The following is a 20,231-nucleotide window of genomic DNA, read 5'->3' on the forward strand; positions in this document are numbered from 1 at the left end:
AGGGGCATGCTTATGGCTGCCCCTCTTTGCATAGAAGGAGAGATCGAATTGGCAGAGGAGCAGGAATGGAAGCTGTGGTATGGCCAGCCGGCTGATAAGTGGGAAGAGGCGCTCCCGCTTGGCAATGGCAGGCTGGGGGCAATGGTGTTCGGCGGGATAACCTCCGAGCGAATTCAGTGGAATGAAGATACACTGTGGTCCGGTTTTCCCCGCGATACGCATAACTATGATGCGCTCAGGTATCTTGCCCCTGTGCGGGAACGGATTACGTCGGGACGCTACGAAGAAGCGGAGAAGCTCATTGAAGAGCATATGGTGGGCAGGCGTACGGAGTCCTTTTTGCCGCTTGGGGATCTCATTATTGAGCAGGAAGGAATCAGCGGGGCGGTTACAAGCTACAGGCGGGAGCTGGATCTGGATGCCGGGATGGCAGCGGTACGTTGGGTTTCCGAAGGAAGGCGCTATAGCCGGGAGATGTTTATCAGTGCGGTCGATCAAGTTGCGGTGATCCGGTATGAAGTCGATGCAGCTGCATCGCTTGATCTGACCATCCGACAGGAGTCTCTGCTTAAGCATCATATCCGTGAGACGGCAGAGGGGATCCTTAGGCTGTTCGGGCATGCGCCGTCCCATATTGCCGACAATTACAGGGGAGACCATCCGCAATCCGTGCTGTACGAAGAGGGACGGGGACTGCGGTATGAGATGCAGCTGCTTGCTCAAGTGGAAGGAGGCCGCGAACGTGCTGATAGCGGTATGATTCGCATTAGCAATGCGTCATCGGTGACACTTCTGGTCGCCGCTGCTACCGATTTCGAAGGGTTTGATCAGATGCCAGGGGCGGAGGGAAGCATGCCGTCCAAGTGGTGTGAGCAGGCGCTTCTAGCCGCTGCTCAGCTGGGCTATGAGCAGCTGCGTGATCGACATCTGGCAGATCACCGCGCATTGTTCCGCCGTGTGGAACTCCGCTTGGGACCGGAGGCTGGCGGGCGGCTGACAGCATGCAAGCCGACCGATGAGCGCTTGAAGGCGTACCGCGAGGGCGGAGCTGATCCCGCACTGGAGGCGCTGCTGTTCCAGTATGGGCGCTATTTGCTCATGGGCAGCTCGCGACCGGGTACGCAGCCGGCGCATCTGCAGGGCATATGGAACCCGCATGTGCAGCCGCCATGGAACAGTGATTACACCACGAATATCAATACGGAGATGAATTACTGGCCAGCTGAGGTGGCCAATTTGAGCGAATGCCACGAGCCGTTGATCCGGATGATCGGGGAGCTGTCTGTTCACGGCAGCCGTACCGCCCATATCCATTACGGCTGCCGGGGCTGGACTGCGCATCACAATGTGGATCTGTGGCGCATGTCGACCCCGAGTGACGGCAGCGCCAGCTGGGCATTCTGGCCGATGGGCGGCGTATGGCTGTCCCGTCATCTGTGGGAGCATTATCGCTATAATCCGGACCTTGAATATTTGCGGCAGACGGCTTATCCGCTCATGAAGGGAGCGGCCCTGTTCTGCCTGGATTGGCTTGTGGAGGATGAGAAGGGGCGCCTTATGACCAGTCCATCCACCTCCCCCGAGAACCGCTTCCTGACGGAGGAAGGAGTGGCCTGCAGCGTGTCGGCAGGCTCGACGATGGATATGGCGCTCATGCGGGAGCTGTTCCATAGCTTCATCGAGGCGTCGGAAATGCTTGACGATGACCGGGAGCTGCGGGAGGAGCTTCGGCAGGCCGCTAAACGGCTGCTGCCGTATCAGATTGATGCGGAGGGAAGATTGATGGAATGGAGCGAGCCATTTGCAGAAGCAGAGCCGGGACATCGCCATGTGTCCCATCTGTACGGCCTGTACCCGGGTGAGGAGATCACCCCGGAGGCGACGCCCGAACTGGCCGCCGCAGCCGAGCGCTCGCTGGCGTCCCGGATCCGCAGCGGCGGCGGGCATACCGGCTGGAGCTGCGCCTGGCTGATCAATTTGTATGCCCGGTTAGGGCAGCCAGAAGCGGCGTATACCTACGTCCGCACGCTGCTGAGCCGCTCCGTTCATAAGAATCTGCTCGGCGACCATCCGCCGTTCCAGATTGATGCCAATTTCGGCGGAGCAGCCGGCGTGGCCGAAATGCTGCTCCAGAGCCATGGTGGTGTCATCCGGCTGTTGCCGGCTCTCCCGGCAGCCTGGGAAGCGGGCGCAGTCCACGGCTTGAAGGCGCGTGGCGGCTTCGTTGTAGCGATGGCGTGGAGCAAGGGAGCTCTTGACTCGGCAAGCGTCATCTCCACGCATGGACAGCGCTGCACACTCGTCTATCACAAGCCGCTCGAAGTGGCTGACGACCATGGCTCCATCGTAGCTGAAGGGGAGAGCTGCACGTTCGAGACACAGCCAGGGAAGGTGTATGTTATACGTTTGCTCAATTAACAGGGGGCCAGGCGCGCAGGCCAGCAGGCCAGCAGGCCAGTATGAGAGCATCCGGTGTGATTCGCTGTCCCGCGGGTCTGCTTATCCACTGTCTGGCTGCTTTGGATGATGATCCCGTTTGATCAGGTATCCTCCTGAACGAAGGGATCATGGTGCTAAGGGGGAGTTTGGAGAAATCATTAGCTTACCCGGTGACGTTCATATTGATGAGCGTACGTTACACAGTCTCGGCCCGGAATAAACACGTTCAAGCGCAGCATGAATTATAAGCATGAAGCAAGCTGTGCTTGAAGACGATAACATCAAGGAGCTAAGCGGGAATGAGCCGCTTAGCTCCTTGGCTTTCTCCGAGTGATATCCGTTACAAGCTACAGATCAAGTCGGCTATTAGCAGATCAAGCCTGCCGTTTGCGATCAGGAATCCTTCTCATGCAGCTTCCGGAATTCGGTCGGAGATATGCCTTCCTGTTTTTTGAACACGAGGCTGAAATACTTCTCGTTCTTGAAGCCGACCATTTCCGAAATGGCGGCCATTTTCAGTCCGGGATTCTGCAGCAGGATTTTGGCTTTGGATATACGAATGCGATTGATATATTCCGGAATGTTGATTTGATGGCGCTGCTTGAATTTGCGCGATATGTATTCCCGGCTGACATGAAAGCGGTTGGCGATGTCGTAGAGCGACACCTCGTTCTGATAGTTCTGTTCAATAAACTGTGTGATGTCATGGATCAGATCCTGTCCTTCATGCTTACGGGATTGCAAGGCGGCTGCCAGCCAGCCGATCGTCGTTTCCCAGTACTGCTGCCATTCGGCATAGGAGAAGAGATGCTTGTCCGGGCTCGGCTTGGCGCTGGCTGCGCTTTCCTCCTTGTACTCCTGCAGCAGTGTTTCAGACAAAGGGGAGGCAGCCTCATGGATGATCCGCAGCAGAAAGCGTTCAATATCACGATCATAACGCTCCAGCAGCTCTGGTGTAATGACGCCGTTCTTGCGCATGGCAGCGAGCCATTCCTCTACAGCTTCGGCGATCAGATTGGGCTGACCGCTCATGATGGCCAGCTTCCACCGGTCCTCATAGGCGCTGAATTGAAGCCCGTGATCTCCGCCCCTGACGCCGGAGACCTCCTCATGCAGGAACTGGTTAAGGACCGTCAGATCGCGTGAGCGAAGGCAGGAGAGACCGTGGTTAAACAGCTTGGGCATGTCTTCCGGATACAGCCCTGTCGGGCTGATCCCGAAATGCATGTAGCGGGACAATGTCCGGTGGATGCCGCTGTTGATCTCCTTCAGTCGGGTAGGAAACGTTGCGAGCTGATCCCACACCATAATGACGATGTTGCGCTGAGAGCTGAAATGACGGAAGGCGACGCCGATCCGGTCCTTCTGCATGAATTCGTTACATATGTTAAGCAGTGCAAACATCAGCAGATCCTGATGATTGCCAAAACGGTTATACAACGCTTCATCAGAAGGGTCAACCTGCAGCACGGCCAGCCGGATGTCGGATACCTTATCCGGGATGATGCGCTCATCCTGCAGGCGTCTTGCGGCCTGGGTTTGGGAGAACGGCTCATCGATCAGGCTGGTCAGCAGCTTCTCCGAATAGACAGGCCGATATTCATTGACCTGAACATGCTGCTGGTGCATCGCCCGCCGCTCTTCATCCTCCGCCTTCCAGGCGGATATTGCTTTGCCTACAGCCGCATTGATGGCGGTCTCGTCCACCGGCTTCAGAATATAATCCGTCCCGCTGTACAGTATGGTGTTTCGTACAAATTCAAAATCATCATGACCGCTGATCACAATGAATTTGGTATCCGGATAATGGTTATGAATCCACTCCATCAGCTCCAGACCGTTCGTGAGCGGCATCAGCATGTCGAGCAGCACGAGGTTCGGACGATGCTGCTGGATAAGCTCAATGGCCTTCAGGCCGTTATCGGCTTCCTGAATGTCGGTAATTCCGTGTTCCTCCCAATGGACGAGCAGTCGGATCGCTTTCCGGACACGGCTCTCGTCATCTACGATCAACGCCTTCATCTTCTGCTTCACCTTCCACATTAATTGTCAGCACGACCCGGAAGCCGCGAGGCTGGACATTCTCCATGTTGAAGCTGGATTTGTCCCGATAATAGAGTCTCATTCGGGTCACGATGTTGATAAGCCCGATCCCGTGTTCGGCCGCATCGGCCTCGTCGCTGTCGGAGACCTCGAGCTGCTCCAAATCAAGCATCTCCAGCTGCTGTACCTGCTCTTTCAGCGTGGCAAGCTTGTCCTCGGACATTCCGTTGCCGTTATCCTCTACAACAATCTGCACGACGTCTTCGGACAGCCGGCGGGTGCTGACGCTAATGTAGTTATCGTCAGCCATACGGTTCATTCCATGCTTGAAATAATTTTCGACAAGCGGTTGAACGAGCATTTTGGGGATCAATATATCGACAGTAGACTCATCCACATCGTAACGGAAGTCGAAGAGATTCTCAAATCTCTCTTTTTGCAGCTCGACATAATCTTTGATATGATCCAGCTCGGTGCCAAGCTTTACAGGTTTGTCCGTATTGTACATGCTGTATCGCATCATCCGGGCAAGCGCCGAGATCAGGGAATAGATCCGCTTCATGTTGTGCTCAAGCGCGAGCGTCCCGATCGTTTGCAGGGCGTTGTTCAAGAAATGCGGATTGACCTGTGCCTGCAGCACGCGGAGCTGGTTTGTCCGATTGGCCAGCTTCAGCTTGTATTCCTGAAGAATGAGATTGTTGATCGTATCCATCATGCTGCCAAACCGGCGGTGAAGGATCCCGATTTCATCCTTGCGCGGCGAAGAAACATCGACCGTCATCCGGCCGCTCTTGACCTGGCTCATCACGCCGACAAGCTTGCGGATCGGCTCGGTAATGTGTATCGATATCCAGATTGTGGCCGCAATGATGACCAGCAAGGACACCGCGAGCAGCAAAATATTGATAAACGCTGCCTTGTCGGCACTGCTCAGAATATAGGAAGACGGGATTTCCTTGATCATTGTCCAGTCGGTTAGGCCTGTGCGGATGCTGTCATATATATAAATGTTGTCGTCATGTTCAAAATATCCGGATTCTGTGCCGCTTTCCTGGATGAGGTTGTACCAGGCTTCCCGAGGTTTCTGGCTGATCAGGCTGCTGTTACCCGAATACATGACATAGCCGTCCTCATTCAGGATATAAAGCTGCTCATGGTCCGGCTGAAACAGCTGGCTGCTGATCCGGCTAATAAAGGACATGTCCAGATCGATCGCCAGAATGCCGAGCTGTTCGCTGGAGGGGATGCGCTGGATGACCCGGTACATCGTCATCACCTGCAAGCTGTCCGGGTAGGGATTGGATAATTGGAAACCATAGGTATGGACAGGACGGGGCGGCTCGATGTAGTAGTCCTTCCCGCTCAGATCAGGAATTTGGTCGTATAGGGCAGCATCGCTCATGCGGCGGGCGATGTCCTGGGCGAAGAGCGTCGCTTCCCGCTTTCCGTCCACGTAGAGGTACACCTGCTTGGAGCCGCTGATTGCATGGTTGATGGATTGCAGCGTTGCAGACTGGCGTCCGCTGGCATTGATATTTTCATGGCTGTAGTACAAGCTTATATAGAACTCCGGGTCGGAATATACGGAGAGGGAGGTGCGGTTCATTTCCTCCAGATCGTTCTCCAGGTTCATGCGACCCTGGTACAACAGATTCATATTTTCAACAACGGCTCGCTCCTTGAGCGAGTTGGTGGTGATGACATAGCTGATAATCATCGAGATGGTCGTCGGCAGTATTGCAGCCAGGATCATCAAGGCAATAAGCTTGGTGCGTATGCTGTTCCATTTCAAGAGGCTGGTCCACTTCAAAGATTTCGCCCTCCGATCAATTTTCTATACCATTTAGTTCACATCCGATGGTAGTCCCTAGTCCCTAATATTAGCATAATTGAGCTATAGAGAAACAAAGGAGATTGGAGGGGGATTCGATGAAGAGAAAGACATCCGCTGCCCTCGCGCAGCAATTGGTATACGTTGGCCCCGCCCTGCTGTTTTTTGCCATTACGATCATTGTCCCTTTTGTGATGGGGATGTATTACTCCTTTACGGATTGGAACGGTGTTTCGGGTACAGTAACCTGGGTTGGCCTGGACAACTTCAAACAGATTTTCACAAATGACAGCGCTTTTGCCACCTCCTTCTGGTTTACGGTCAGATTTACAGTGGTCGGTGTCATCCTGACGAACTTGGCCGGATTTTTCCTTGCCTACTTTTTGACGAAAAATATTAAGGCGCGCAACTGGCTCCGTACGATCTTCTTTATGCCGAACGTGATCGGCGGCCTGCTGCTCGGATTTATCTGGCAGTTTATCTTCATCAAAGGTTTTGCAACGGTTGGAGAGGTGACAGGACTTGCCTTCTTCCAGCTGCCTTGGCTGGGCGACGAAGTAACCGGCTTCTGGGCGATCATCATGGTGTTTGTATGGCAGTCTGCCGGTTATCTGATGGTCATCTATATCGCCTCGATCAACAATGTGTCGAAGGATGTGCTTGAGGCGGCAGAGATTGATGGCGCTAGCCGGTTTCAGGTGCTGAAAAGCGTTATCGTGCCGCTGATTATGCCGGCCGTAACGATCTGCTTGTTCCTGGCCATTTCCTGGTCGTTCAAAATGTTTGACCTGAACCTGTCGCTGACGAAGGGCGGACCATACCGTTCCACAGAATCGCTGGCGATGAACGTGTACAATGAAGCGTTCCTGAACAACCGCTATGGGCTCGGAACGGCCAAAGCCTTAATATTCTTTGTCATCGTAGCCCTCATTACACTGCTTCAAGTACGGGCGACGAAGAAGAAGGAGGTCGAAGCCTAATGAACACCAAATTGAAGAAGAAGTCCTCCATGTCCATATCGGACATCATTACACAGGTGATTCTCGTTATTATTGCGATCATGTTTCTGTCGCCATTCTACTTCCTGCTGGTCAACTCGGTGAAGTCGCTCGGAGACATTATGGTCAATGCGGCGGACTGGCCAAACCAGTTCAACTGGAGCAACTATGCGAGAGCGTGGGAGATGACTCGCTTCCCGGAGGCATTTACGAACTCGATTATCATTACGGTCATCAGCAATCTGCTTATTGCGCTTCTGAGCGCCATGGCCGCGTACCGGCTGGTGCGTTCCAACACGATGTTCAACCGCTTCGTATTTATGATGTTTGTATCTGCGATGGTTATTCCGTTTCAGTCGATCATGATCCCGCTGCTGAAAGTTGTTAGCTGGCTGGGTGTGAACAACAGCATGGTCGGTCTGATCCTTGCTTATATGGGACTCGGCATCCCGCTTTCGATCTTCCTGTTCCACGGTTTTGTCAAGTCGATTCCGATGGAGATTGAGGAAGCAGCCACGGTGGATGGCGCCAATTCCTACAGCGTGTTCACCCGCATCGTACTGCCGATGCTGAAGCCGATGATGGTTACAGTCATTATTCTGAACTGCCTGTGGATCTGGAACGACTACTTGCTGCCGTCCCTGATTCTGCAGAGCCCGCATCTGCGTACGATCCCGCTTGCTACGTTTGCCTTCTTCGGGCAATACTCCAAGCAATGGGACCTGGCGCTGCCGGCGCTCGTACTGGGCATATTGCCGATCATCATCTTCTTCCTGTCCCTGCAGCGCTATATTGTTGAAGGCGTTGCAGCCGGTTCCGTCAAGGGTTAACCTTGACGGAACCCCATAACTTGGTTTCAATGAAACAACTCATAAATTCATTTTTCTAGGGGGTAACACCATGAAGAAATGGAAATTTTCACTGGTTATGCTGCTGGCGTTCTCACTCGTGCTTGCGGCATGCGGAGGTAATTCTGGGGGAGGCAGCGCAAGCGGCGGCTCCAATGATCAGGAAGTGAAGACGGTTACGATTTTCCAATTCAAAACGGAAATTGTAGATGGTCTGAATGAACTGAAGGTGGAGTTTGAAAAAGAACATCCAAACATCAAGCTTGATATTCAAACTGTAGGCGGCGGTGCTGATTACGGTGCAGCGCTGAAAACGAAATTCGCATCCAACGATGCGCCTGATATTTTCTCCAACGGCGGATATGCCGAGATGGACATGTGGTTTGACCGTCTGGAGGATCTTTCCGATCAGCCATGGGTACCGGATCTGGTGGAAATGGCCGCGAAACCGATGACTAAGGACGGCAAGGTATACGGTATGCCAATGAACCTGGAAGGTTGGGGCTATATCTACAATAAAGACCTGTTTGAGCAAGCCGGCATTACCGAAATGCCAAAAACGTACTCTCAGCTGGAAGAAGCATCGAAGAAGCTTGAAGCTATTGGTGTAATTCCATTTGCGAACGCTTACCAAGAATGGTGGCTGCTGGGCAACCAGGGCATCAACCCGGCATTTGATCTCCAGGAAGACCCGGATGCATTCATCCAGGGCTTGAACGAGGGTACGGAAACGTTTGTGGGCAACAAGTACTTCGAAGAGTGGGCCAAGCTGATGCAGCTTACACTTGAATACGGTAACAAAAACCCGCTGACGACCGACTACAACACAGCGATCTCCTTGCTGGCTACAGAGCAAGCGGCCATGATGCAAAACGGAAACTGGGCTCAGACTGAAATTGATGCGATCAATCCGGACCTGAATCTTGGGTTCCTGCCGATGCCGCTTGGCGAGAATGCCGAGGAGAACGACGCCATTAACGTAGGGGTGCCTGCGAACCTGGTAGTCAACAAGGATTCCGACTCCAAAGAGGAAGCGAAGATCTTCCTGAACTGGCTTGTAACGTCCGATATCGGTCAAGAGTATATTGTGAAACACTTTAAATTCATCCCGTCCCTGACTTCTATTGAAGCGACACCGGAAGATATGGGAGATCTGGGTTCCTCGATTTATGATTTTGTACAGGCCGGCAAAGTGCTGGAGAAGCACTCCGCCAAGTTCCCTGACGGTGTAGCCCAGGAATTCGCGGGCTCGATGCAGGCATTCTTTGCAGGCAAGTCCGATGTGAACAAATTGCTTGAGGACATGCAGGCTTCTTGGGACAATCTGAAGAATTAACCCGTCGCCGATTGCTGGCAACGCGAAGAGCTATGTGATGAAGGCACGCCAGTCCCGTCTATCAACGTTCGGGGCGGCGTGCTTTTCCTATCATTTAGTATAAATTCGGTATGAGATCCAACGTGAGGGAAAGCGTTTCATCCATTGTCCTGGCTGTGATTTAATACTTTGCGAAAGGCCTCTTCCGAGCGTTACCATAATGATATATACTGGGCTAGTAAGCTTGAAAGGAGTCGGATAAATTTATGAGTATTCATATGTTTCCTTCTGATTTTAAGTGGGGAGTGGCCACGGCCGCGTATCAGATTGAAGGCGCTTATAATGAAGATGGACGGGGGATGTCCATCTGGGACACATTCGCTCACACGCCGGGCAAAGTGAAGAATGGCGATAACGGAAACGTCGCATGCGACAGTTATCACCGGGTAGAGGAAGATGTGCAGCTATTGAAGGATCTGGGCGTGAAGGTGTACCGCTTCTCGATCTCGTGGCCGCGCGTTCTTCCGCAGGGGACCGGAGAGGTGAATCGTGCCGGACTGGATTATTATCATCGGCTCGTGGACGAGCTGTTGGCTAACGGAATTGAGCCCTTCTGCACCCTGTACCACTGGGATCTTCCGCAAGCGCTTCAAGATCAGGGCGGATGGGGCAGCCGCATCACCATCGATGCATTTGCTGAGTACGCCGAATTGATGTTCAAGGAACTCGGTGGAAAAATCAAGCACTGGATAACCTTTAATGAGCCTTGGTGCATGGCGTTCCTGTCCAACTATCTGGGCGTGCATGCTCCGGGAAATAAAGATTTGCAGCTGGCTATCGACGTAAGCCATCATCTGCTGGTTGCGCATGGACGTGCTGTAACGCTCTTCCGCGAGCTGGGCATCTCAGGCGAGATCGGGATCGCACCGAACACTTCTTGGGCCGTTCCTTACCGACGCACCAAGGAGGATATGGAGGCTTGCCTGCGCGTGAACGGCTGGTCTGGCGACTGGTATCTGGACCCGATCTATTTCGGGGAATATCCGAAATTCATGCTGGATTGGTACGAGAATCTGGGTTACAAGCCGCCGGTTGTGGACGGCGATATGGAGCTGATTCACCAGCCGATTGATTTCATCGGCATCAACTACTATACCTCTTCCATGAATCGTTACAATCCTGGAGAAGCGGGCGGCATGCTTTCCAGCGAAGCGATCTCCATGGGCGCTCCGAAGACGGATATCGGCTGGGAAATCTATGCCGAGGGGCTGTACGATTTGCTCCGCTATACGGCGGACAAATACGGCAATCCGACGCTGTATATTACGGAGAACGGGGCTTGCTATAATGACGGTCTTTCCCTGGACGGGCGCATTCATGATCAGCGCCGGATTGATTACTTGGCGATGCACCTGATTCAGGCGAGCCGCGCGATTGAGGATGGAATCAATCTGAAGGGATATATGGAATGGTCCTTGATGGACAACTTTGAGTGGGCGGAAGGGTACGGCATGCGCTTCGGTCTGGTGCATGTCGATTATGACACGCTGGTCCGCACCCCGAAAGACAGCTTCTACTGGTACAAAGGCGTCATCTCAAGAGGCTGGCTTGATCTGTAACAGCTGAACATTGTGATTCATCTGCTCCGTGGTTATCTTCGGAGCAGTTTTTCTAAGAGATAAGGAGGCGCATTCATGATCAACGAGAAATTCCCGAAAATTTGGTACGGCGGCGACTACAACCCGGAGCAGTGGGACAAGGCGACGATGGAAGAAGATATGCGGATGTTCAATCTGGCCGGGATCGACGTGGCGACCGTCAACGTGTTCTCATGGGCGAAAATCCAGCGGGACGAAGTGAGCTATGATTTCACCTGGCTTGACGACATTATCGAGCGGTTGACCAAGGAAAATATCTATCTCTGTCTTGCAACAAGCACTGGAGCACATCCGGCATGGATGGCCAAGAAATATCCGGATGTTCTGCGTGTGGACTATGAAGGGCGCAAACGCAAATTCGGCGGACGTCACAATTCTTGCCCGAACAGCCCGACCTACCGCAAGTATGCCAAGATCCTAGCCGGAAAGCTGGCCGAACGTTACAAGGATCATCCGCAAATTGTGATGTGGCATGTGTCGAATGAATACGGCGGCTATTGTTACTGCGATAACTGTGAGAAGCAGTTCCGCGTATGGCTCAAGGAGCGCTACGGCACCCTGGAGGCGCTGAACAAGGCGTGGAACACTTCCTTCTGGAGCCATACGTTCTACGATTGGGACGAAATTGTGGCGCCGAACGCACTCAGCGAAGAGTGGAGCGGCAACCGCACGAACTTCCAGGGCATCTCGCTGGACTATCGCCGGTTCCAATCGGACAGCCTGCTGGAATGCTTCAAGATGGAGCGCGATGAATTGAAACGGTGGACGCCGGACATTCCGGTGACTACGAATTTGATGGGCTTTTATCCAGAGCTGGATTACTTCAAGTGGGCGAAAGAAATGGATGTTGTATCCTGGGACAACTACCCGTCGATGGACACCCCGTTCAGCTTCACGGCGATGGCTCATAACCTGATGCGGGGCCTCAAGAGCGGCCAGCCGTTCATGCTGATGGAGCAGACGCCGGGGGTTCAGAACTGGCAGCCGTACAACTCGGCGAAACGTCCGGGCGTGATGAGATTGTGGAGCTATCAGGCGGTTGCGCACGGAGCCGATACGGTGATGTTCTTCCAGCTGAGACGTTCTGTCGGAGCCTGCGAGAAATATCACGGCGCGGTCATTGAGCATGTCGGTCATGAGCATACGCGAGTGTTCCGGGAGTGCGCAGAGCTTGGCAAGGAGCTGCAGCAGCTTGGCGATACCATTCTGGATGCCCGTTCCGAAGCCAAGGTGGCCGTCATGTACGATTGGGAGAATCGCTGGGCTCTCGAGCTGTCGAGCGGGCCATCCATCGCCCTGAATTACGTGAATGAAGTGCATAAATACTATGATGCGCTGTACAAGCAGAACATCCAGACGGACATGATCAGCGTGGAGGAGGACCTCAGCAAATACAAGGTTGTCATCGCGCCGGTCATGTACATGGTGAAGCCCGGCTTTGCCGAGCGGGTCGAGCAGTTTGTGGCACAGGGCGGAACCTTTGTTACGACCTTCTTCAGCGGCATCGTGAACGAGAACGATCTGGTTACCTTGGGCGGCTACCCGGGTGAGCTTCGCAACGTGATGGGAATTTGGGCGGAAGAGATTGATGCGCTTCTGCCGGGACATCAGAATGAGATCGTATTAAGGCAGGACTGGGGAGGACTGCACGGCAGCTACTCCTGCGGCATTCTGTGTGATGTGATCCATGCGGAGACCGCCGAGGTGCTCGCCGAGTATGGCGCGGATTATTATAAGGGCACGCCGGTACTGACCCGAAACAAGTTCGGGAACGGGCAGTCGTATTATGTAGCCAGCAGTCCGGATGCCGATTTCCTGCAAGGCTTGATCGCCAATCTGTGCGAGGAGCAGGGCGTGAAGCCGCTGCTGAACACGCCGGATGGCGTTGAGGTCGCCGAGCGGGTGAAGAACGGAACCTCGTATCTGTTTGTGATGAACCACAATGCCGAGGAGATGACGTTTGATGCGGGAGCTTCCCGTCAGCGTGATCTGCTGACGGGCAAGACGATTTCCGGTCAAGCAACGATTCCGGCGCGAGGCGTGATGATTCTGGAGCGGGCTTAGATCGCTAGCGATTTGTACATATGGCGGATCAGGCACACATCCGTCCGGCCTCTGTCATAGCGCCGGACGGTCAACCGTAGGGGGACGACAAGTGAGCATACACTATCATAAGGAGCAGGGCATCTTTCATCTTCAGAGCCGCGAATCGAGCTATTGCATCGAGCTGGTGCGCGGCGCATACCCGGCTCATGTCTATTGGGGAAAGAAGATTCGCGACCGGCATATTGCGGGCATGCTGGAGCGCAGGGGGAGAGCATCGTTCTCTCCGACCCCGTTTCGGGATGACTTGTCATTCTCGTTTGATAGCTTGCCGCAGGAGTATCCGGGTTACGGGACAGGCGATTTTCGCCAGCCGGCATACGAGGTGCAGCTTACGAATGGCACTACCGTCGTTGAGGTGGAATATACCGGTCATCGAATCTACAGCGGCAAGCCGAAGCTGGAAGGGCTGCCTGCGGTGTATGTGGAGCAGGACGCGGAGGCCGATACGCTTGAGCTGGAGCTTCGTGACCGGATCAGCGGCTTGACGATCGTACTGACTTATACCGTGCTGCCTGATTATGATGCGATTGCGCGTTCCGTTTCCTTCCGGAATGAGGGCGAGGAGAGCATGACCATTTTACGGGCGATGAGCGCAAGCGTCGACTTTAGCCATAGCCGGTATGACCTGCTGCATCTGCATGGGGCTTGGGCCCGCGAGCGTCATGTGGAACGGAGGAAGCTCTCTCCCGGCATGCAGGGAATTGAAAGCCGCCGCGGTTCGAGCAGTCATATCCATAACCCGTTTCTGGCACTGCTGTCCGAGGATGCTGGTGAAGAGCATGGTGAAGTATACGGGTTCAGCCTGGTATATAGCGGCAGCTTCTCGGCACAGGTTGAGGTCGATCAGTACGCGACAGCACGCCTGAATCTCGGCATTAATCCATTTGACTTCTCCTGGCTGCTGGAGCCGGGCGAGTCGTTTCAGACACCGGAAGCGGTTATGGTGTTCTCGGCAGAGGGGCTCGGCGGAATGTCCAGACGCTATCACAAGCTGTACCGCACCCGCCTGTGCCGCGGTCAGTTCCGGGATGCCGTTCGTCCGGTGCTGGTGAACAACTGGGAAGCGACCTACTTCGATTTCACAGCGGACAAAATCGAGCACATCGCTAGGGAAGGCCGCGAGCTTGGCATCGAGCTGTTCGTGCTCGACGACGGCTGGTTCGGCAAGCGAAATGATGATACTACCTCGCTGGGTGACTGGGTGGTGGACCGGAACAAGCTTCCGGAAGGACTTGAAGATTTGGCAGAACGGGTGCGGGCGCTTGATATGCAATTCGGCCTCTGGTTTGAGCCGGAGATGATATCGCCAGAGAGCGAGCTGTACCGGCAGCATCCGGACTGGTGTCTGCATGTGCCTGACCGGCGAAGAACGGAGGGCCGGCAGCAGCTTATTCTGGATTTCTCGCGCGAGGAAGTGTGCGAGGCGGTGGCCGGCATGATTCGCAGCATATTGCAGAGCGCACCGATCACTTATGTGAAATGGGACATGAACCGGAACATGACGGAGATTGGCTCGGCTGCGCTGCCGCCGGAACGGCAGCGGGAGACTGCGCATCGTTACATGCTGGGGCTGTATCGGGTGCTGGAGCAATTAACGACCGAGTTCCCGCACATCCTGTTCGAGAGCTGCTCCGGCGGAGGCGGTCGTTATGACCCTGGGATGCTGTATTACATGCCTCAGACATGGACAAGCGACAATTCGGACGCGATCAGCCGTCTGAAGATCCAATACGGAACCAGTCTGGTGTACCCGCTCAGCACGATGGGGGCGCATGTGTCGGCGGTGCCGAATCACCAGGTGCACCGGAACACTTCACTTCGTGTCAGGGGACATGCGGCGATGTCGGGCAATTTTGGCTACGAGCTGGACTTGACGGCATTTACCGAGGAAGAGAAGGAAGAGGTTCGGGCACAGGTGAAGCTGTACAAGGACATCCGTCATCTGGTTCAATTCGGGGATTATTATCGTCTCCGCAGCCCGTTTGAGGGGAACGAAGCGGCGTGGACGGTCGTATCCGAGGATCGGTCCGAAGCGGTGCTGTATTATTTCCGCATCTTAGGGGAAGCGAATGAGCCGATTGTGCGCTTGCGGACGAGAGGTCTTGACCCGGAGGCCGACTATGAATGCCTCGAAGACGGTGCTGTGTATGGCGGAGATCGGCTGATGCATGCAGGAATGGTCATCCCGCCGATGCGGGGTGATTTCCAGAGCTTTGTATGGCGGTTCAAACGGGTATCGTCCTGATCGGCCTTGGAATGCTGGGTATATAGCAACATTAAAGACGGCGCAGCGGAGTGATCCGGGCGCCGTCTTTGCTGTGCCGTGTGGGGTTCGGGGTAATGCCGATCGCTTGATGTCCGCCGTCCCTCAGTGAAGATGCTGTGGTGAAGGAACGGTAATGGCGTAGGTTCCCCGCTCTGTGACCAAGGTGACCTGTCCGTCGTTTACCTTCGTTTCGGACAATCCGTCCAGTGCAATCGTAAAGCGCTTGTCCGGGAGCGGGGCTTCCTGTCCGTCAGTAATGACAATGCCATCTCCCTCCAGCAGAAGGGTGTCCATGTCGGCATAACCGTCGATGGAGGGGACTTGCCGGCGCTGTAGCTCGGCCCGCTTGAGATGCAGATTCACCTGGTCCCGGTCCTGTTCCTCCACCTTGGATATATGAAGGATTTGATTGCTGTTCGCGTTCAGCCATTCCGTTACGGCTTCCAGTGATGGATTCATCCTCTCTGATCCCTTCCTTCATGTTCATATGTGGCTCTGTGGCTCTTCCCTAGCTTACCCCGCTGTTCTTGTCCTTATTTCATGTCGGGTGATCCGGTAGCTTATCCGTGAGCGCTGCAGACAGAGAGCACGGTGAAACGGATGAATGTACATGAGGGCCCGGGGGGGGGGGGCGAAGGAAATGTATGGTATGATGGAAGGGATTGTTCAGTTCTGTCCGGTTATTGCACGATCTATAGGCAGGATCAGTCTTGTTCCTGGTCGGGGCGATATACAATGGTGACGCCAAGCTGAGTATAGGTTTCTTCGGTGTAGTGATGATCCGGGCAATGCTTGATCAGCGCCATGTCATCATGACGGGATATCAGCTTCTGTTCACATTCCGGACACCGGTCGGACATCCACTGTTTCAGTTTGCCAAATAACATTCGCTACACCTCTTTCTTTTCCGATCTAAATACTTGGATTTTATTATAAACAATGTACGAGCTACAATCAATATGGATAAGCACGCGTGAATGATATTGTATGAACGGAGATCGATCATCTTGATACTGCAGCAGGTAGTAATGATCCTAATCGGCTTTGTGGGCTCTTTTTTCTCCGGCCTTCTCGGGATCGGCGGGGCCATTATCAACTTTCCCTTATTATTATATGTCCCGGAATGGTTCGGTTACCTGCCCTTCACCCCGAAGGAGGTAGCTTCCATCAGCATGGTGCAGGTGTTCTTCGCCTCGCTCACAGGGATGTTGACGAACCGGATCCGTGCCAGACAGCGGGAATCGCTGGTCCACACTAAACTGGTGTTCCATATGGGATCTGCCACTTTGGCCGGCAGCCTGATCGGCAGCTATGCATCGATGATGATGAGCAGCAGCCTCATCAATATCATATATGGCTTCCTTGCTGTCGTTGCGGCAGCGCTAATGATTGTTCCGATGCGGGCTTCTCTGGAGTCGCGGCGGGTGAACGAGGTGGAATACAATGCGTATCTCGCAGCGGGGATCGCCTTTGTCATCGGAGGCATAGCCGGTATCGTCGGTGCCGGCGGGGCGTTCATTCTCATCCCGGTCATGCTATCCATGCTGCGGATTCCGACCCGGATCACGATTGCCTCCTCGCTGGCGATCGTATTTCTGTCAGCGGTCGGCGGCGTCATCGGCAAGCTTGCAGGCGGCGATATTCCCCTCTGGCCGACCGTATTCGCGGTTGTCGGGAGCCTGCTCGGGGCGCCGGTTGGCATCCTGGTGAGCCGGAGGCTGAATGTGCGCGTATTGCGGTTTGCACTGGCAGTTCTGATTGCAGCTACCGCCTTCAAAATATGGGTGGACATTCTGGGGGAAATATAGGGTAAGAAGGCAAAGCTATTCATTTTATCGTCTAATCATTATCAGGAGGGATATGAGATGAAGAAAAATCGACTGGGTACTTCGGGACTGATCGTATCGGAGATTGGACTTGGCTGCATGTCGCTTGGCACAGAGGAGGCTCCCGCAATTCGCTTGATACATGAAGCGCTGGATCAGGGCGTGAACCTGCTGGACACCGCGGATCTGTATGATGCCGGACGCAATGAAGAGATCGTAGGCAAGGCGCTGGAAGGGCGCCGCCGCGAGGACATCATTCTGGCCACCAAGGTGGGCAATCGCCGGATTCCGGGGCAGGAGGGCTGGGTGTGGGACCCGTCGCCGGACTACATCAAAACGGCGGTTAAAGAGAGCCTGCGCCGCCTGCGTACGGACTATATCGACCTGTACCAGCTTCACGGCGGAACGATCGATGATCCGATCGATGAAACGATTGGCGCGTTCGAGGATCTGAAGCGCGAGGGATGGATTCGCGAGTATGGCATTTCTTCCATTCGGCCGAATGTGATCCGGGAATTCGTGAAACGTTCGAACATCGTCAGTGTTATGACACAGTATAGTCCGCTGGACCGCCGGCCGGAGGAAGAGGTACTGGATCTGCTGGAGCAGAGTGGTATCTCCGCTATCGCCCGGGGGCCGGTAGCTCAAGGCATTTTGTCTGGAAAAGGAGAGAGCAAGGCGGAGAAGGGTTATCTCGGCTATGATCGGGACGAGCTGCTTCGGATCCTGGACCAGCTTAAACAGCTGGATGCTGACGTGGATCTGACTCACCTGGGCATTCGCTACGCGCTGGCTCAGGCAGCGGTAGCCTGCACGATTCCAGGCGCAAGCTCGGCGGGGCAGCTGGCACATAATCTGGAGGCAGGCAAGCGTGAGCCGTTGTCCCCGCAGGTCATTCAGCGCATTCAGGCGATCACTCGGGCCAACAAGTACGAGCTGCACCGCTAAATAAACCACGCACAACATTAACAAGAAAGCAGGGCAGGAGTTATGGGGGAAACAACGTTGAATTCTGCTGCGAAGAACAAACAACGGAGCGGATTGCTCCGCCGGTTTGTCGAATTTTACAGGCCGCATAAAAAGCTGTTCACGCTCGACTTTACCTGTGCGGTCGTTGCCGGCGTGCTGGAGCTGGCTTTCCCGCTGGCCGTGCAGTGGGTCGTTGATTCACTGCTGCCGTCGCGGGAGTGGGGCACGATTGCCGCAGCTGGCGCCGGGCTGCTGGCCCTATACCTCGTCTGCATGGGGCTGAACTTTGTGGTCAGCTACTTCGGCCACAAGCTCGGCATTAACATTGAAACAGATATGCGCCAGAAGGCGTTCAACCATGTGCAGCGCCAATCCTTTCGCTATTTTGACAACACGAAGACCGGGCATGTCATGTCTCGGATGACCAACGATCTGTTTGATATCGGGGAGCTGGCTCACCACGGGCCGGAGGATTTCTTTATTGCAATGATGACATTTGTGGGCGCCTTCGGCATTATGTGGACCGTCAACTGGGAGCTGGCGCTTATCACCTTTACGGTGGTGCCGTTTATCGTATGGCTGATCGTCATTTTCAATAAAAAGCTGCATAAGGCCAACAGCGAGATGTTCTCCAACATCGCCGATCTGAATGCCAGAGTGGAGGACACGATTTCCGGAATTCGCGTGGTGAAGTCGTTTGCTAACGAGGAGTTCGAAATCGAGCGTTTCCGTAAGAATAACGCAGCCTTCCGTTATGCGAAGCTGAAATCGTACCTGGCCATGTCCTTCAGTGTGTCGGGCATGTACATGCTGACCCGGCTCATTTCGCTGATCGTCCTGATCAGCGGGGCCTGGTTTGCGTTTCAAGGCACGCTCTCGTACGGGGAGCTGGTTGCTTTTCTGCTGTATGTGAATATTTTTCTGAAACCCATTGATAAAATCAATGCGCTGATGGAAAGCTATCCGAAAGGGATGGCAGGCTTTAAACGCTTCTGCGATCTGCTGGACCGTGAGCCTGAAATCCGGGATCGCGAAGGGGCCCGAGCAGTTTCGGGCCTGCAAGGGAATATTGAGTTTCATCATGTCACCTTCGGCTATGAACCCGAGCGTCCGGTCTTGAGAAATTTGAATCTCCGGGTGAAGGCCGGGGAGACGATTGCGCTTGTCGGCCCTTCGGGAGCCGGGAAATCGACGATTTGCAGCCTAATTCCTCGTTTCTACGATATCCAGGGCGGGGCGATTACGATTGACGGGCTGGATATTCGGGATATGACCCAGCAATCGCTGCGGTCGCATATCGGGGTCGTGCAGCAGGACGTGTTCCTCTTTGGCGGGACGATCAGGGAAAATATTGAATACGGCCGGCTCGGCGCGTCGGAGGCGGACATCATGGATGCCGTTAGGCGCGCACATCTGGAACAGCTGATTGAGTCTCTGCCCGAAGGGCTGGATACCGTGATCGGTGAACGCGGATTGAAGCTGTCCGGAGGGCAGCGGCAGCGGCTGGCAATTGCCCGCATGTTCCTCAAAAATCCGCCGATACTCATTCTCGATGAAGCCACGTCTGCCCTCGATACGGAGACGGAAGCGATCATCCAGCAGTCGCTGGAGGAGCTGGCTGTCAATCGGACGACACTGGTCATTGCCCATCGGCTGGCAACCATCCGCGGGGCGGACCGAATTCTGGTCGTTACGGACGAAGGCATCGCAGAGGAAGGCAAGCATGAGGAGCTGCTTCAGAAGAACGGCGCTTACGCAAGACTGCACCGCGCCCAGTTCGGGTCTGAGGCGGTTCGGTAATGGGATGAATTAGGTGAGAACATGAATGATTGATTCACTGAATGCTTCATGGCATGAAAAGTCATGTCATAGAAGGATTGCTCCATCTCACTCCAGGATGGCATCATCCTTGGTTATATATACCGCTGCGCC

The 20,231-nt window shown here is 54.4% G+C and carries 14 protein-coding genes; 10 read left to right on the forward strand and 4 right to left on the reverse strand.

What is annotated here, in order from left to right:
• Window positions 1–12: 12 nt before the first annotated feature.
• The gene (locus tag CHH67_RS17760) at window positions 13–2,418 is read left to right on the forward strand and encodes a glycoside hydrolase family 95 protein (RefSeq protein WP_095266543.1); all 2,406 of its coding nucleotides are present in this window, start codon (window positions 13–15) and stop codon (window positions 2,416–2,418) included.
• A gap of 414 nt (window positions 2,419–2,832) precedes the next feature.
• On the opposite strand, the gene CHH67_RS17765 is transcribed toward CHH67_RS17760, so the two are convergent.
• Together CHH67_RS17765 and CHH67_RS17770 are read right to left on the reverse strand one after the other, a co-directional pair.
• The gene (locus CHH67_RS17765) at window positions 2,833–4,461 is read right to left on the reverse strand and encodes a response regulator transcription factor (RefSeq protein ID WP_095266544.1); all 1,629 of its coding nucleotides are present in this window, start codon (window positions 4,459–4,461) and stop codon (window positions 2,833–2,835) included.
• The gene (locus tag CHH67_RS17770; protein ID WP_244908244.1) at window positions 4,439–6,292 is read right to left on the reverse strand and encodes a sensor histidine kinase; all 1,854 of its coding nucleotides are present in this window, start codon (window positions 6,290–6,292) and stop codon (window positions 4,439–4,441) included. Before CHH67_RS17770 ends, CHH67_RS17765 begins: the two co-directional genes overlap by 23 nt.
• Before the next feature lie 119 nt (window positions 6,293–6,411).
• On the opposite strand from CHH67_RS17770, the gene CHH67_RS17775 reads away from it, so the two are divergent.
• The 6 genes from CHH67_RS17775 to CHH67_RS17800 all read left to right on the forward strand — a co-directional run bounded on the left by CHH67_RS17775 (window position 6,412) and on the right by CHH67_RS17800 (window position 15,483).
• Window positions 6,412–7,293: a carbohydrate ABC transporter permease gene (locus tag CHH67_RS17775; protein WP_095266545.1), complete on the forward strand. Its 882-nt coding sequence runs from the start codon at window positions 6,412–6,414 to the stop codon at window positions 7,291–7,293.
• Window positions 7,293–8,141 (forward strand): carbohydrate ABC transporter permease, encoded by an 849-nt coding sequence (locus CHH67_RS17780; protein ID WP_095266546.1) that lies wholly within the window; start codon window positions 7,293–7,295, stop codon window positions 8,139–8,141. Before CHH67_RS17775 ends, CHH67_RS17780 begins: the two co-directional genes overlap by 1 nt.
• 70 nt (window positions 8,142–8,211) lie before the next feature.
• On the forward strand, window positions 8,212–9,495 hold the full coding sequence (locus CHH67_RS17785) for an ABC transporter substrate-binding protein (RefSeq protein WP_095266547.1): 1,284 nt from the start codon (window positions 8,212–8,214) through the stop codon (window positions 9,493–9,495).
• Between the two features lie 245 nt (window positions 9,496–9,740).
• Window positions 9,741–11,093 (forward strand): GH1 family beta-glucosidase, encoded by a 1,353-nt coding sequence (locus CHH67_RS17790; RefSeq protein ID WP_095266548.1) that lies wholly within the window; start codon window positions 9,741–9,743, stop codon window positions 11,091–11,093.
• 75 nt (window positions 11,094–11,168) lie between these two features.
• Window positions 11,169–13,196 carry a beta-galactosidase gene (locus CHH67_RS17795; protein WP_095266549.1) on the forward strand — a complete coding sequence of 676 codons (2,028 nt, stop codon included), beginning with the start codon at window positions 11,169–11,171 and terminating at the stop codon, window positions 13,194–13,196.
• A 91-nt stretch (window positions 13,197–13,287) separates the two neighbouring features.
• Entirely contained in the window at window positions 13,288–15,483 is a 2,196-nt protein-coding gene (locus CHH67_RS17800; RefSeq protein ID WP_095266550.1) for an alpha-galactosidase, read from the forward strand.
• Window positions 15,484–15,606: 123 nt separating this feature from the next.
• On the opposite strand, the gene ymzB is transcribed toward CHH67_RS17800, so the two are convergent.
• Complete coding sequence (gene ymzB / locus CHH67_RS17805) at window positions 15,607–15,963, reverse strand: protein YmzB (RefSeq protein ID WP_095266551.1); 357 nt, start codon at window positions 15,961–15,963, stop codon at window positions 15,607–15,609.
• A 245-nt stretch (window positions 15,964–16,208) separates the two neighbouring features.
• Window positions 16,209–16,391 carry a hypothetical protein gene (locus CHH67_RS17810; protein WP_095266552.1) on the reverse strand — a complete coding sequence of 61 codons (183 nt, stop codon included), beginning with the start codon at window positions 16,389–16,391 and terminating at the stop codon, window positions 16,209–16,211.
• A 120-nt stretch (window positions 16,392–16,511) separates the two neighbouring features.
• Here CHH67_RS17810 and CHH67_RS17815 point away from each other — a divergent pair, with 120 nt between their 5' ends.
• From CHH67_RS17815 to CHH67_RS17825, 3 genes are read left to right on the forward strand one after another with little or no spacing between them, the layout of a single operon-like run.
• Window positions 16,512–17,312, forward strand: a complete 801-nt coding sequence (locus CHH67_RS17815; RefSeq protein ID WP_095266553.1) for a sulfite exporter TauE/SafE family protein — start codon at window positions 16,512–16,514, stop codon at window positions 17,310–17,312.
• A 57-nt stretch (window positions 17,313–17,369) separates the two neighbouring features.
• On the forward strand, window positions 17,370–18,278 hold the full coding sequence (locus tag CHH67_RS17820) for an aldo/keto reductase (protein WP_095266554.1): 909 nt from the start codon (window positions 17,370–17,372) through the stop codon (window positions 18,276–18,278).
• 42 nt (window positions 18,279–18,320) lie between these two features.
• Entirely contained in the window at window positions 18,321–20,099 is a 1,779-nt protein-coding gene (locus CHH67_RS17825; protein WP_425320449.1) for an ABC transporter ATP-binding protein, read from the forward strand.
• Window positions 20,100–20,231: the final 132 nt, after the last annotated feature.

The sequence above is a fragment of the Paenibacillus campinasensis genome (assembly GCF_002272015.1).
GTDB classification, from domain to species: domain Bacteria; phylum Bacillota; class Bacilli; order Paenibacillales; family Paenibacillaceae; genus Paenibacillus_AQ; species Paenibacillus_AQ campinasensis.